Annotated in this window: 12 protein-coding genes; all 12 read left to right on the top strand. The window is 62.4% G+C overall.

What is annotated here, in order from left to right; translation table 11 throughout:
• Positions 1 to 90: 90 nt before the first annotated feature.
• Complete coding sequence (gene fabZ, locus V3H56_RS21515) at positions 91 to 531, top strand: 3-hydroxyacyl-ACP dehydratase FabZ (protein ID WP_003184897.1); 441 nt, start codon at positions 91 to 93, stop codon at positions 529 to 531.
• Positions 528 to 1,304: an acyl-ACP--UDP-N-acetylglucosamine O-acyltransferase gene (gene lpxA / locus V3H56_RS21510; protein ID WP_042728614.1), complete on the top strand. Its 777-nt coding sequence runs from the start codon at positions 528 to 530 to the stop codon at positions 1,302 to 1,304. The genes fabZ and lpxA overlap by 4 nt, the downstream gene beginning before the upstream one ends.
• A 2-nt stretch (positions 1,305 to 1,306) precedes the next feature.
• Positions 1,307 to 2,437, top strand: coding sequence for a lipid-A-disaccharide synthase (gene lpxB, locus V3H56_RS21505; protein WP_042728615.1), 1,131 nt, complete (start codon positions 1,307 to 1,309; stop codon positions 2,435 to 2,437).
• 11 nt (positions 2,438 to 2,448) lie between these two features.
• Complete coding sequence (gene rnhB / locus V3H56_RS21500) at positions 2,449 to 3,093, top strand: ribonuclease HII (protein WP_161796094.1); 645 nt, start codon at positions 2,449 to 2,451, stop codon at positions 3,091 to 3,093.
• Between the two features lie 241 nt (positions 3,094 to 3,334).
• Complete coding sequence (gene dnaE, locus V3H56_RS21495) at positions 3,335 to 6,856, top strand: DNA polymerase III subunit alpha (protein WP_042728617.1); 3,522 nt, start codon at positions 3,335 to 3,337, stop codon at positions 6,854 to 6,856.
• Between the two features lie 150 nt (positions 6,857 to 7,006).
• Positions 7,007 to 7,954 (top strand): acetyl-CoA carboxylase carboxyltransferase subunit alpha, encoded by a 948-nt coding sequence (locus tag V3H56_RS21490; protein WP_042728618.1) that lies wholly within the window; start codon positions 7,007 to 7,009, stop codon positions 7,952 to 7,954.
• A 131-nt stretch (positions 7,955 to 8,085) separates the two neighbouring features.
• The gene (gene tilS, locus V3H56_RS21485; RefSeq protein WP_338473851.1) at positions 8,086 to 9,414 is read left to right on the top strand and encodes a tRNA lysidine(34) synthetase TilS; all 1,329 of its coding nucleotides are present in this window, start codon (positions 8,086 to 8,088) and stop codon (positions 9,412 to 9,414) included.
• A 274-nt stretch (positions 9,415 to 9,688) separates the two neighbouring features.
• Positions 9,689 to 11,320, top strand: a complete 1,632-nt coding sequence (locus V3H56_RS21480; RefSeq protein ID WP_042728620.1) for a CTP synthase — start codon at positions 9,689 to 9,691, stop codon at positions 11,318 to 11,320.
• 4 nt (positions 11,321 to 11,324) lie between these two features.
• A complete protein-coding gene (kdsA, locus tag V3H56_RS21475; RefSeq protein ID WP_042728621.1) occupies positions 11,325 to 12,170 on the top strand; it encodes a 3-deoxy-8-phosphooctulonate synthase in 846 nt (281 codons plus the stop codon).
• Positions 12,171 to 12,422: 252 nt separating this feature from the next.
• Positions 12,423 to 13,712: a phosphopyruvate hydratase gene (gene eno, locus V3H56_RS21470; protein ID WP_042728622.1), complete on the top strand. Its 1,290-nt coding sequence runs from the start codon at positions 12,423 to 12,425 to the stop codon at positions 13,710 to 13,712.
• Positions 13,713 to 13,882: 170 nt separating this feature from the next.
• Positions 13,883 to 14,161, top strand: coding sequence for a cell division protein FtsB (gene ftsB / locus V3H56_RS21465; protein ID WP_003184873.1), 279 nt, complete (start codon positions 13,883 to 13,885; stop codon positions 14,159 to 14,161).
• On the top strand, positions 14,158 to 14,865 hold the full coding sequence (gene ispD, locus V3H56_RS21460) for a 2-C-methyl-D-erythritol 4-phosphate cytidylyltransferase (RefSeq protein ID WP_338473850.1): 708 nt from the start codon (positions 14,158 to 14,160) through the stop codon (positions 14,863 to 14,865). Before ftsB ends, ispD begins: the two co-directional genes overlap by 4 nt.
• The last annotated feature ends 263 nt before the right edge of the window (positions 14,866 to 15,128 follow it).

Genomic DNA, 15,128 nt, shown 5'->3' with positions numbered 1-15,128 from the left:
AAGTGTGCACAGCCGTTAGGGCTCCTTGATTTGCTAGCGGAGTGCGCGTTGCCCGTGCGCTCCCAATCTTTACATAGGCTTCCTCCCGAAATGATGGACATCAACGAGATTCGCGAATACCTGCCTCACCGTTACCCGTTCCTGCTGGTGGACCGGGTGGTGGACCTGGATGTTGAAGGCAAGCGCATTCGCGCCTACAAGAATGTCAGCATCAACGAGCCGTTCTTCAATGGTCACTTCCCCGCGCACCCAATCATGCCGGGCGTGCTGATCATCGAGGCGATGGCCCAGGCTGCCGGGATCCTTGGTTTCAAAATGCTCGACGTAAAGCCTGCCGACGGCACGCTCTACTACTTCGTGGGCTCCGACAAGCTGCGTTTCCGCCAGCCGGTCACTCCGGGCGATCAATTGATCCTCGAAGCCAAGTTCATCAGTTGCAAGCGCCAGATCTGGAAGTTCGAATGCCAGGCTTCGGTCGACGGCAAGCCAGTCTGCTCCGCTGAAATCATCTGTGCGGAACGCAAGCTATGAGTTTGATTGACCCTCGCGCAATCATCGATCCGACGGCCGTCCTGGCCGCCGATGTCGAGGTCGGCCCGTGGTCGATCATCGGCGCAGGTGTGGAAATCGGCGAGGGTACGGTGATCGGCCCCCACGTAATTCTCAAGGGGCCGACCCGGATCGGCCGTCACAATCGCATCTACCAGTTTTCCTCGGTAGGTGAGGACACGCCCGATCTCAAGTACAAGGGTGAAGAAACCCGCCTGGTCATCGGCGATCACAACGTGATCCGCGAAGGCGTGACCATTCACCGTGGCACCATCCAGGATCGCTCCGAAACGACCCTGGGCGACCACAACCTGATCATGGCCTACGCTCACATCGGCCATGACAGCGTGATCGGCAACCATTGCATCCTGGTCAACAACACCGCGTTGGCCGGTCATGTGCACGTGGATGACTGGGCGATCCTGTCCGGTTTTACCCTGGTGCACCAGTACTGCCACATCGGCGCCCACAGCTTCTCCGGCATGGGCACCGCCATCGGCAAGGACGTTCCCGCCTATGTCACGGTGTTCGGCAACCCGGCCGAAGCCCGCAGCATGAACTTCGAGGGTATGCGCCGTCGGGGCTTCAGCGAAGAGGCGATCACCGCGTTGCGGCGTGCCTACAAGGTCGTGTATCGCCAGGGCCTGACCGTCGAGCAGGCACTCGCCGAACTGGCCGAGGCCTCGGCGCAGTACCCGGAAGTCGCGACGTTCCGCGATTCCATCCAGTCTTCGACTCGCGGCATCACCCGTTAACCATGGCTAATCTGCGTATTGCGCTGGTGGCCGGAGAGGCTTCCGGCGACATTCTGGGCGCCGGTCTGATGCGTGCGCTCAAGGCGCAGCATCCTGCGGTGGAGTTCATGGGTGTTGGCGGCCCGTTGATGCAGGCCGAAGGGCTGGTCTCCTATTTTCCGATGGAACGCCTGTCGGTGATGGGGCTGGTGGAGGTGCTCGGTCGCCTGCGCGAATTGCTGGCCCGGCGCAAGAAGCTGATCGAGACCCTGATCGACGAAAAGCCGGATGTGTTCATCGGCATCGACGCCCCGGATTTCACCCTCAACATCGAGCTCAAGCTGCGTCAGGCCGGGATCAAGACCGTGCATTACGTCAGCCCGTCGGTCTGGGCCTGGCGGCAGAAGCGGGTGCTCAAGATTCGCGAAGGCTGCGACCTGATGCTGACGCTGCTGCCGTTCGAAGCCCGCTTTTACGAAGAGAAGGGCGTGCCGGTGCGGTTTGTCGGGCATACCCTGGCCGACACCATTCCCCTGCAGGCCGATCGCCAGGCGGCTCGCCAGGCGCTGGGCCTGGTCGATGGGCCGCTGGTGGCATTGATGCCCGGCAGCCGTGGCGGTGAAGTGAGTCGCCTGGGTGGCTTGTTTTTCGACGCCGCCGAACGCCTCCGGGCGATGCGCCCCGACGTGCGTTTTGTCCTGCCGTGCGCCAGCCCGCAGCGCCGGGAGCAGCTTGAAGCGCTGCTGGCGGGGCGCGATCTGCCGGTCACGCTGCTCGACGGTCGCTCCCATGACGCGCTGGCTGCCTGTGACGCCGTGTTGATTGCCTCCGGCACTGCTACCCTTGAGGCGTTGCTGTACAAACGCCCGATGGTGGTTGCCTATCGCCTGGCGCCGCTGACGTTCTGGATCCTCAAGCGCATGGTCAAGAGCCCCTACGTGTCCCTGCCGAACCTGTTGGCCCAGCGCCTGCTGGTGCCGGAGTTGCTGCAGGACGAGGCCACGGCCGACGCCCTGGCCAATACACTTGCGCCGTTGATCGACGGCGGCGAGGAGCAGACCCGCGGCTTCGACGAAATCCACCGGACCCTGCGCCGCGACGCCTCCAATCAGGCGGCAGACGCGGTGCTGACCCTGATCGGCGCACAATCATGAGCCACTCGAAACTGCAGATGGGCCTGGACTTCAATCTGGTCGCCGAAGTGGAAGAATTGGTCGCCGGTGTCGACGAGGTGGGCCGTGGCCCGTTGTGCGGCGCCGTGGTAACGGCCGCGGTCATTCTCGATCCGAACCGGCCGATCCTGGGCCTCAACGATTCCAAGAAGCTCACCGAGGCCCGTCGCGAAAAGCTCTACGACGAGATTTGCGAGAAAGCCCTGAGCTGGTGCATTGCCCGGGCCGAGGTCGAAGAGATCGATGAGCTGAACATCCTCCACGCCACCATGTTGGCCATGCAGCGAGCGGTGCAGGGCCTGCACATCACGCCGAAGCTGGCGATGATCGACGGCAATCGCTGCCCGAAACTGTCGATGCGCGCCGAGGCGGTGGTCCAGGGCGACGCGAAGGTGCCCGCCATCGCGGCCGCATCGATTCTGGCCAAGGTCAGCCGCGATCGGGAAATGAGCGCCTTCGAACTGATTTATCCGGGCTACGGCATCGGCGGCCACAAGGGCTACCCGACCCCCGTGCACCTGGAAGCCTTGGCACGCCTCGGGCCAACGCCGATCCACCGGCGCTCGTTCGCTCCGGTGCGGCTGGCTTATGAGGCGCGTGAAGGGTTGATCATAAACAGTCAGTACCCTGTTTCTTGAGACAAACGCTGCTTTTGTGGCGAGGGGATTTATCCCCGTTGGACTGCGAAGCAGTCCCGAAGTCTGTCAGACGCAACGGGTTGTCAGGTTTAAGGGCCGCTTCGCGCCCCAGCGGGGATAAATCCCCTCGCCACAAAGGCCGTGTTCGTATGTTCAAGGTCGGACACTCATGGCTGATGTTTTACCCCAGGCCCGGTACAATCCGGGCCTTGTTGTTTTCATGACTTAACGCAGGATCACTATGCCGGCTTCATTCGTTCATCTACGCCTGCACACTGAATATTCCCTGGTCGACGGTCTGGTGCGGATCAAGCCACTGGTCAAGACCCTGGTGGGCATGAACATGCCTGCCGTGGCGGTCACCGACCAGAACAACATGTGTTCGCTGGTCAAGTTCTACAAGGCCTCCATGGGCGCCGGGATCAAGCCGATCTGCGGTGCCGACCTGTGGTTGTCGAACAAGGACCCGGATGCGCCGTTGAGCCGCATCAGCCTGCTGGTCATGAATGCGGTGGGGTATCGCAACCTCACCGAGCTGATTTCCCGGGGCTTCATCGATGGCCAGCGCAACGGTTCGATCATCATCGAACGCGAGTGGGTGGCCGAGGCCAGCGAAGGCCTGATCATGCTGTCGGCGGCCAAGGAGGGTGAGATCGGCTTGGCCCTGCTCAGCGGCAACCCCGAGGAGGCCGAGGCATTGGCCCGGGACTGGATGGCGGTGTTTCCCGACCGCTTCTACATCGAGGTGCAGCGCACCAATCGGCCCAATGACGAAGAGCACCTGCACGCCGCCGTGGCCCTGGCCGACAAGCTCGGCGCGCCGCTGGTGGCCACCAACGACGTGCGCTTTATCAAGCCGGAGGATTTCGAGGCCCACGAAACCCGCGTCTGCATCGGCGAAGGCCGTGCCCTTGACGACCCGCGCCGCTCGAAGAACTACAGCGACCAGCAATACCTCAAGAGCGCCGAGGAAATGGCCGAGTTGTTCAGCGACCTGCCTGAGGCGCTGGAAAACACCGTCGAGATCGCCAAGCGTTGCAACATCGAGGTCAAGCTGGGCAAGCACTTCCTGCCCAACTTCCCGATCCCCGATGGCATGACCATCGACGAATATTTCCGCAAGGTGTCGTTTGATGGCCTGGAAGAGCGCCTCAGCGTCCTGTTGCCCAAGGACACCACCGAGGATTACGAAGCCAAGCGCCAGGTCTACATCGACCGGCTGAATTTCGAGCTGGATATCATCATCCAGATGGGCTTCCCCGGTTACTTCCTGATCGTGATGGACTTCATCCAGTGGGCCAAGAACAACGGCGTGCCGGTCGGTCCGGGCCGGGGGTCGGGTGCCGGGTCGCTGGTGGCCTACGTGCAGAAGATCACCGACCTCGACCCGCTGGAATATGACCTGCTCTTCGAACGGTTCCTCAACCCGGAACGGGTTTCCATGCCCGACTTCGACGTCGACTTCTGCATGGATGGTCGCGACCGGGTGATCGACTACGTGGCCGAGAAGTACGGCCGCAATGCGGTGAGCCAGATCATCACCTTCGGTTCCATGGCCGCCAAGGCGGTGGTGCGGGACGTGGCGCGGGTGCAAGGCAAGTCCTACGGCCTGGCGGACCGCTTGTCGAAAATGATCCCGTTCGAAGTCGGCATGACCCTGGAAAAAGCCTACGAGCAGGAAGAAATCCTGCGGGACTTCATCAAGGTCGATGAAGAGGCCGCGGAAATCTGGGAGATGGCCCGCAAGCTCGAAGGCGTGGTGCGTAACGTCGGCAAGCACGCCGGTGGCGTGGTGATCGCCCCGACCAAGCTGACCGACTTCTCGCCGATCTATTGCGATGAAGAGGGCGACGGCCTGGTCACCCAGTTCGACAAGGATGACGTCGAGGCAGCGGGCCTGGTGAAGTTCGACTTCCTCGGCCTGCGGACCCTGACGATCATCGACTGGGCGCTGAAGACCATCAACCGCGACCGGGCCAAGCTCGGCGAAGAGCCACTGGACATCGCGTTCATCCCGCTGGACGACAAGCCGACCTACAGCCTGTTGCAGAAGGCCGAGACCACGGCGGTGTTCCAGCTTGAATCCCGGGGCATGAAGGAGCTGATCAAGAAGCTCAAGCCCGACTGCCTGGAAGACTTGATCGCACTGGTGGCCCTGTTCCGTCCGGGGCCGCTGCAATCGGGCATGGTGGACGACTTCATCAACCGTAAGCACGGTCGCGCCGAACTGGCCTACCCACACCCGGACTACCAGTACGACGGCCTCAAGCCGGTGCTGGCACCGACCTACGGCATCATCCTGTATCAGGAACAGGTGATGCAGATCGCCCAGGTGATGGCCGGCTACACCCTTGGCGGCGCGGACATGCTGCGTCGGGCGATGGGTAAGAAAAAGCCCGAGGAAATGGCCAAGCAGCGCGGCGGCTTCATCGAAGGCTGTGCGAACAACGGCATTGATGCGGACCTGGCCGGTAACATCTTCGACCTGGTGGAAAAATTCGCCGGTTACGGCTTCAACAAATCCCACTCCGCCGCGTACGGCCTGGTGTCGTACCAGACCGCCTGGCTGAAGGCGCATTACCCGGCGCCGTTCATGGCCGCCGTGCTCTCGGCGGATATGCACAACACCGACAAGGTCGTGACCTTGATCGAAGAAGTGCGGACCATGAAGCTGCGCCTCGACGCGCCGGACGTGAACGCCTCGGAGTTCAAGTTCACGGTGAACGAAGAGGGCCGCATCATCTACGGCCTTGGCGCGATCAAGGGCGTGGGCGAGGGGCCGGTGGAAGCGATCACCGAGGCGCGCCAGGACGGGCCGTTCAAGGACCTGTTCGACTTCTGCGCCCGGGTCGACCTCAAGCGCATCAACAAGCGCACCCTCGATGGCTTGATCCGCAGCGGCGCGCTGGACCGGCTCGGCCCCTATTTCCATGATGAACCCAAGGCCTACCAGGCCAACATCGACCGCAACCGCGCGGTGTTGCTGGCGGCCATGGAAGAAGCCATCAAGGCGGCCGAACAGACCGCCCGCACCCACGACAGTGGCCACGCCGACCTGTTTGGCGGGCTGTTCGTCGAGGAGGACGCCGACGTCTACGGCAATCATCGCAAGGCCAAGGAACTGACCCTCAAGGAACGCCTCAAGGGTGAAAAAGACACCTTGGGCCTGTACCTCACCGGGCACCCGATCGACGAGTATGAAGGCGAGATCCGCCGTTTTGCCCGTCAGCGCATCATCGACCTCAAGCCGGCCCGGGACACCCAGACCGTCGCCGGTATGATCATTGCCCTGCGGGTGATGAAGAACAAAAAGGGCGACAAGATGGGTTTCATCACCCTCGACGACCGCTCCGGGCGTATCGAGGCGTCCTTGTTCGCCGATGCGTTCCATTCGGCGCAGTCGCTGTTGCAGACCGACGCGATGGTGGTGGTCGAAGGCGAGGTCAGCAACGATGACTTCTCCGGTGGTCTGCGGCTGCGGGTCAAGCGGGTGATGAGCATGGAGGACGCCCGGACCAACCTGGCCGAGAGCCTGCGCCTGAAGCTGCAGACCCAGGACCTCAAGGGTGACCAGTTGCGCTGGCTGGGCGAATTGTTCAAGCGCCATCGCGGCGCCTGTCCGATCACCATGGAGTACATGCGGCCCGACGCCAAGGCGGTGTTGCAGTTCGGCGAGGGCTGGCGGATCGACCCGGCGGATGCGTTGATTCAAGCCTTGCGTGACCAGTTCGGCAAAGACAACGTCTTCCTCCAATACCGTTGACGGCCAGGGGCCACCTCGCAAACCCGAGTGCCCCCTGATCTCGACCCGGATTTTTAATCTCGACCTGAACGCGCCTCTCCCTTAAGGTAGGCGCGAATAGACAACCGGCCGGCCCAAGCTCTCTTGGACGTCGACCCAAGACGGACGCCTATGAACCCGAATTTTCTAGATTTCGAACAGCCGATCGCCGACCTGCAAGCCAAGATCGAAGAGTTGCGCTTGGTCGGTAATGACAATTCGCTGAATATCGGCGATGAAATCTCTCGTCTGCAGGACAAGAGCCGTACGCTGACCGAAGACATCTTCGGCAAGCTGACCAGCTGGCAGATCGCGCGCCTGGCGCGTCATCCGCGTCGTCCCTACACCCTGGACTACATCGAGCACATCTTCACCGAGTTCGACGAACTGCACGGCGACCGTCACTTCTCCGACGACGCCGCGATCGTGGGCGGTGTGGCTCGCCTGGAAGACCAGCCGGTGATGGTCATCGGCCATCAGAAGGGCCGTGAAGTGCGCGAGAAGGTACGTCGCAACTTCGGCATGCCGCGTCCTGAAGGCTACCGCAAGGCTTGCCGCCTGATGGAAATGGCCGAGCGCTTCAAGATGCCGATCCTGACCTTCATCGACACGCCGGGTGCCTACCCGGGCATCGACGCCGAAGAGCGCAACCAGAGCGAAGCGATCGCCTGGAACCTGCGGGTCATGGCACGCCTGAAGACCCCGATCATCGCCACCGTCATCGGCGAAGGCGGTTCCGGTGGTGCGCTGGCCATTGGTGTCTGCGACCAGCTGAACATGCTGCAATATTCCACTTACGCGGTGATCTCGCCGGAAGGCTGCGCCTCGATCCTGTGGAAAACCGCCGAGAAGGCCCCGGACGCCGCTGAAGCCATGGGCATCACCGCCGAGCGCCTCAAGGGCCTGGGCATCGTGGACAAGGTGATCAACGAGCCCGTGGGCGGCGCCCACCGCGACCCGGCCGCTGCCGCCGCGCTGATTCGTGCCGAACTGAGTTCGCAATTGTCGATGCTGAAGAAACTCGACCACGACACATTGCTGACCCGTCGCTACGATCGTCTGATGAGCTACGGTCTCTGATCTGACGGCAGTACCCTGTGGGAGCGGGCTTGCTCGCGAATGCGCAGTGTCAGTCGACATAATGTTAACTGGCACTGCGCATACGCGAGCAAGCCCGCTCCCACATTTGATTGGTGTGAAGGCCCATGTCCATGAATCAATCCAGGATTGATCTCCCCACCGGGCTCCTCACCCAACTGTCCCCCTGGCTCAACGCTACCGCCTGGCACATCGCCTTCTCCGGCGGCCTCGATTCCACCGTGCTGCTGCACCTGCTCGTTTCGCTGTCCAAACATCACACCCTGCCCCCGATCCGGGCGCTGCACGTCCATCACGGGCTCCAGGCTGCGGCCGATGCCTGGCCGGAACATTGCCGTCGGGTGTGTGAGGCACTGGGCGTGCCGTTGCACGTGGTGAGCGTTGAGGTTTGCCTGGGTGCCAGCCTCGAACGCGCTGCCCGGGAGGCGCGCTACGCGGCCTTTGCTGCAACGCTCCAGGCCGACGAAGTGCTGCTCACCGCCCAGCACCAGGATGATCAGGCCGAAACCCTGTTGTTCCGCTTGCTGCGCGGGGCGGGCGTGCGCGGTTTGTCGGCGATGCCCCGGCAGCGTCCCCTCGGGCACGGGTATTTGTTGCGCCCGCTGCTCGAGGTATCCCGGGCGGCGTTGGAGGCCTACGCGACGCAGCAGGGCTTGAACTGGATCGAGGACCCCTCCAACGACGACCTGCGGTATTCGCGCAATTACTTGCGCCGGCGGGTGTTTCCGCTGCTGGCCGAGCACTGGCCTCGGGCGTCCATGAGCCTGGCTCGCAGCGCCGCACACATGAGCGAAGCCCAGGATTTGCTGAGCGACCTGGCGCGGCTCGACCTGGCCGCTGCCGCGAGCCCGGACGCGTTCGACTGGCTGGGTGTGCCGTCGCTTGAACTGGCGCCCTTGCAGGCCCTGTCTGCGGCGCGCCAGCGCAACGCATTGAGCCATTGGCTGGCGGCGCTGACCCTGTTGCCCGACAGCGATCACTGGTCCGGCTGGGACGCGTTGCGCGATGCGGCGCACGACGCCCGGCCGATCTGGCGCCTGGCCGGAGGTGAGTTACACCGTGGTGGCGGGCGAGCCTGGTGGTTATCCGACCACTGGCTGCGCCCGGTCGCCGGCGCTGTTCAATGGCCGGATCCGGCGGCCGCGTTGTACTTGCCGGGCAATGGCCGAGTCACGCTCAACGGCCAGCGGCCGGCGGGGCCCCTGTGGATCCGCTATCGTCAAGGCGGCGAGGTGCTGCAATTGCCGGGCCGTGGGCATCGCGACCTCAAGCGTTTGCTCAATGAGCGCGCGGTGCCGGCCTTCGTTCGCGGCCGATTGCCGCTGCTGTACCAGGGCCAGCGATTGCTGGCGGTGGCTAATCTGGGCGGGCTCGACTGCGCGGCAGATGGCAGTTGGCAATTGGTCTGGCAGCCAGGAAGCCAAGATCGGGGTTTGAGCTGAAAGGGGCTTTCCGGTAGACTACGCTCCCTTCTTGATACAACTTCTGTGGATTCGCCTGAATTGCAGGAGTTGCCGATTACCAAGCAGTCTTTGCTGGGCGATTCCAAAAAATGTGTAGCGAGCAACGTACCGGTGATTTCACTTCCGGTCTGTCCCAACGCGGCGGTTTTTTTGAAAGGTGCACTGTGATTAATGCAGGTGATCGGGGGCTTCGGCCTTCCTTCGCTTTCCCCGGCGGCTCGGACCGCTTTAACGCAGACTTCTAGGGTTTTTCATGACGCGCTACATATTCGTCACGGGCGGTGTTGTTTCTTCATTGGGGAAAGGCATTGCCTCGGCTTCATTGGCGGCCATCCTGGAGGCGCGGGGACTTAAGGTCACCATGCTCAAGCTGGACCCGTACATCAACGTCGACCCGGGCACCATGAGCCCGTTCCAGCACGGTGAAGTGTTCGTCACCCATGACGGCGCCGAGACCGACCTGGACCTGGGCCACTACGAGCGGTTCATCCGCACGACCATGACCCAGAACAACAACTTCACCACCGGCCGTGTCTACGAGCACGTGCTGCGCAAGGAGCGTCGTGGTGACTACCTGGGCGCGACCATCCAGGTCATCCCGCACATCACCGACGAAATCAAGCGCCGCATCATCAAGGGTGCTGGCGACGCCGACGTGGCGATGGTCGAGATCGGCGGCACCGTGGGCGACATCGAGTCCCAGCCGTTCCTCGAGGCCATCCGCCAGTTGCGTTTCGAAATCGGCGCCAAGCGCGCGATGTTGATGCACCTGACCCTGGTCCCGTACATCGCCACCGCTGGCGAAACCAAGACCAAGCCAACCCAGCACTCGGTCAAGGAGCTGCGCTCCATCGGTCTGCAACCGGACGTGCTGATCTGCCGCTCCGATCACCCGATCGACCTGTCGTCGCGTCGCAAGATCGCCCAGTTCACCAACGTTGAAGAGCGTGCGGTGATCGGCCTGGAAGACGCCGACACCATCTACAAGATCCCCGGCATCCTGCACTCCCAGGGCCTGGACGATTTCGTCGTCGAGCGTTTCGGCCTGCAGTGCGCCGGTGCCGACCTGTCCGAGTGGGACGCCGTGGTCGATGCCAAGCTCAACCCTGAGCACGAAGTCACCATCGCCATGGTCGGCAAGTACATGGAGCTGCTGGACGCCTACAAGTCGCTGATCGAAGCGATGAGCCACGCCGGTATCAGCAACCGCACCAAGGTCAACCTGCGCTACATCGATTCCGAAGACATCGAGAACCAGGGCACTGGCCTGCTCGAAGGCGCCGACGCGATCCTCGTGCCGGGCGGCTTCGGCCTGCGGGGCGTGGAAGGCAAGATCACCGCCGTGCAATACGCTCGCGAAAACAAGGTGCCTTACCTGGGGATCTGCCTGGGCATGCAAGTGGCGGTCATCGAGTTCGCCCGTAACGTGCTGGGCTGGAAAGACGCCAACTCCACCGAATTCGATCGCGCCAGCGGCCACCCGGTCGTGGGCCTGATCACCGAGTGGGAAGACGCCACCGGCGCCGTTGAAGTGCGCACCGAATCTTCCGACCTGGGCGGCACCATGCGCCTCGGTGCCCAGGAATGCCTGCTCGAAGCCGGTTCCCTGGTGCACGAGTGCTACGCCAAGGACGTGATCGTCGAGCGTCACCGCCATCGCTACGAAGTGAACAACAACCTGCTGCCGCAACTGATCGAGGCTGGCCTGAAGATCTCCGGCCGCTCCGGTGACGGCGCGCTGGTCGAGGTGGTCGAGTCGCCGGATCACCCATGGTTCGTGGCTTGCCAGTTCCACCCCGAGTTCACCTCGACGCCACGGGACGGTCATCCGCTGTTCAGCGGTTTTGTGAAAGCCGCTTTGGCCCAACACCAGAAAAAGGCATAAGACGATGGCCCAGAAGATCATCCGCGTCGGTGACATCGAGATTGCCAACGACAAGCCCATGGTGCTGTTCGGCGGCATGAACGTGCTGGAAAGCCGTGACATGGCGATGCAGGTCTGCGAGGAGTACGTCAAGGTCACCCAGAAACTGGGGATCCCCTACGTCTTCAAGGCCAGCTTCGACAAGGCCAACCGTTCGTCCGTGACTTCCTACCGTGGCCCGGGCCTGGAAGAGGGCATGCGGATCTTCCAGGACATCAAGCAAGCCTTCGGCGTGCCGATCATCACCGACGTCCACGAGCCTGCCCAGGCGGCGGTCGTGGCCGAGGTCTGCGACATCATCCAACTGCCGGCCTTCCTGTCGCGCCAGACCGACCTGGTGGTCGCGATGGCCAAGACCGGCGCGGTGATCAACATCAAGAAGGCCCAGTTCCTCGCGCCCCAGGAAATGAAACACATCCTGAGCAAGTGCGAGGAGGCCGGCAATGACCAGTTGATCCTCTGCGAGCGCGGTTCGAGCTTCGGCTACAACAACCTGGTGGTGGACATGCTCGGCTTCGGCATCATGAAGCAGTTCGAATACCCGGTGTTCTTCGACGTGACGCACGCCTTGCAGATGCCTGGCGGCCGTTCCGACTCCGCCGGTGGTCGTCGTGCCCAGGTCACGGACCTGGCCAAGGCGGGCATGAGCCAGTCCCTGGCGGGCCTGTTCCTGGAAGCCCACCCGGATCCGGACAACGCCAAGTGCGACGGTCCTTGCGCCCTGCGCTTGAACAAGCTGGAACCTTTCCTGTCTCAGCTCAAGGCGTTGGACGAGCTGGTCAAGGGTTTTGCGACGATAGAAACCGCGTAAGGCGGTTTTCTCCGGTAAAGTACCGCTCGTTTATCGCTCTGGCCTGCGGGCCGCACTGCTCTTGTGGGAGCATGGTTTGCCAGCGATGGCGCCCTTGAGGCCCCCATCGCCGACAAGCCGTGCTCTTGTGGCGAGGGAGCTTGCTCCCGCTGGAGTGCGAAGCGCTCCCATTCGGTCTCTTTTGGCTGAATCGCAGCTGAGGGTGAGCAAGTTTTCTGCAACGTTCTAGTCAACTTTGGAGTGTTTACAACAATGGCAAAAATCGTCGACATCAAAGGTCGTGAGGTTCTCGACTCCCGTGGCAACCCCACTGTTGAAGCGGACGTGCTTCTCGACAACGGCATCATCGGCAGCGCCTGCGCGCCGTCCGGTGCTTCCACTGGCTCGCGCGAAGCGCTGGAGCTGCGTGATGGCGACAAGGGCCGTTACCTGGGCAAGGGCGTGCTGAAAGCCGTCGCCAACATCAACGGTCCGATCCGTGACCTGTTGCTGGGCAAGGACCCTGCCGACCAGAAAGCCCTCGATCAGGCGATGATCAAGCTCGACGGTACCGAGAACAAAGCTACCCTGGGCGCCAACGCGATCCTCGCCGTTTCCCTGGCTGCCGCCAAGGCTGCCGCCCAGGACCAGGACCTGCCACTGTACGCCCACATCGCCAACCTCAACGGTACGCCGGGCGTCTATTCGATGCCGGTGCCGATGATGAACATCATCAACGGCGGCGAACATGCCGACAACAACGTCGACATCCAGGAGTTCATGGTGCAGCCGGTGGGCGCCAAGTCCTTCTCCGAAGGCCTGCGCATGGGCACCGAGATTTTCCATCACCTCAAGGCTGTGCTGAAGGCCCGTGGCCTGAGCACCGCCGTTGGCGACGAAGGTGGTTTCGCCCCGAACCTGGCGTCCAACGAAGACGCGCTGAAAGTGATCTCCGAAGCCGTGGCCAACGCCGGCTACACGCTGGGCACCGACGTGACCCTGGCCCTGGACTGCGCCGCCAGTGAGTTCTTCGAAGACGGCAAGTACAACCTGTCCGGCGAAGGCCAGGTGTTCACCGCCGAAGGTTTCGCCGACTACCTCAAGGGCCTGACCGAGCGCTACCCGATCATCTCCATCGAAGACGGCCTGGACGAGTCCGATTGGGCGGGTTGGAAGATCCTCACCGACAAGATCGGCGAGAAGACCCAGCTGGTGGGTGACGACCTGTTCGTGACCAACACCAAGATCCTGAAGGAAGGCATCGACAAGAAGATCGCCAACTCGATCCTGATCAAGTTCAACCAGATCGGCACCCTGACCGAAACCCTGGAAGCCATCCAGATGGCCAAGGCCGCCGGCTACACCGCCGTGATCTCCCACCGTTCCGGTGAAACCGAAGATTCGACCATTGCCGACCTGGCCGTGGGCACCGCGGCAGGCCAGATCAAGACCGGTTCGCTGTGCCGTTCCGACCGCGTTTCCAAGTACAACCAACTGCTGCGTATCGAAGAGCAGTTGAACGGCAAGGCCAAGTACAACGGTCGCGCCGAGTTTCGCGGTTAAGCGGTAGATGGTAAAAAGACAGCGGGTTATGTCGGAAAAGTCGCCCATGCGGCGCTTTTCCCTCTAATCTGATGCCTTATCAAGCACAAGCCTGGGTTTTCCAGGCTTCGTGCTATCAGACGCTGCAAAGTTTGGCATGGCGGTCTTTTTTCACTGGATACTGATATTCGATGCGCAGTCCCAATTGGTTGTTTCTTGTCTTGCTCCTGTTGCTGGCCGGCTTGCAGTACCGCCTCTGGGTGGGTAATGGCAGCCTGGCGCAAGTGGCCGACCTGACTCAGCAGATTGCCGACCAGCATGCCGAAAACGAGGCGTTGCTGGAGCGTAATCGGGTAATGGACGCCGAAGTCACAGAGTTGAAAAAAGGCATGGAGACCGTCGAAGAGCGGGCTCGCCATGAATTGGGCATGGTCAAGGAGGGTGAAACCCTCTACCAGTTGGCCCAATGAGTATTCGTTTGCCGGCCTTCTGGGCCGTGATTCCTGCCGCGGGCGTGGGTGCCCGGATGGCCGCGGACCGACCCAAGCAGTACCTGCAACTGGGCGGACGTACAATTCTTGAACACAGCCTCGGCTGTTTCCTCGATCACCCCACCGTCAAGGGCGTGGTGGTGAGCATTGCCCATGATGATCCCTACTGGCCGAGCCTGGCTTGCGCCAGCGATTCGCGCATCCAGCGCGTGGACGGCGGCGAGCAGCGTGCGGACTCCGTGCTCAATGCCTTGTTGCATCTGCACGGGCAGGGCGCCGACGATCATGACTGGGTGCTGGTGCACGATGCGGCGCGGCCCAACCTGTCCCGCGATGACCTGGACACCTTGCTCGGCGAGTTGGTGAACGATCCGGTCGGGGGCCTGCTGGCGGTTCCGGCCCGGGACACCTTAAAGCGCGTCGACAAACAGGGCCGCGTAGTGGAAACCGTAGATCGCAGCGTGATCTGGCAAGCCTACACGCCCCAGATGTTTCGCCTCGGCGCGCTGCACCGGGCCCTTGCCGACAGCCTGGTGGCGGATGCGCTCATTACCGATGAAGCTTCGGCCATGGAGTGGGCGGGGCAGGCGCCTCGCTTGATCGAGGGGCGTTCCGACAACATCAAGATCACCCGCCCTGAAGACCTGGAGTGGCTGCGCCAGCGTTGGGTGCATCGCCGTTAGTACCGTATAAGGACGTCACCGCTCCGTGGCGAGGGAGCTTGCTCCCGCTGGGCTGCGTAGCAGCCCTAAAAGGTTGGGACCGCTGCGCGTTCCAGCGGGAGCAAGCTCCCTCGCCACGATAAGTGATGAACCTCAAGTGAACAGCATTACGCCAGTACCGGGGATGTCCTGTTCCAGTTAACCCGCTTCGCGAGCAAGCTCGCTCCCACAGGAAGCTGTGTACACAGTCCAATGTGGGCGCGAGCTTGCTCGCGAAGGCGTCG

The organism is Pseudomonas sp. MS646 (assembly GCF_036693845.1).
In the GTDB taxonomy this organism is placed as follows: Bacteria; Pseudomonadota; Gammaproteobacteria; order Pseudomonadales; family Pseudomonadaceae; genus Aquipseudomonas; species Aquipseudomonas chlororaphis_E.
The sequence above is the reverse complement of the archived record's forward strand: the minus strand, read 5'-3'. Positions and strand labels throughout refer to the sequence as shown.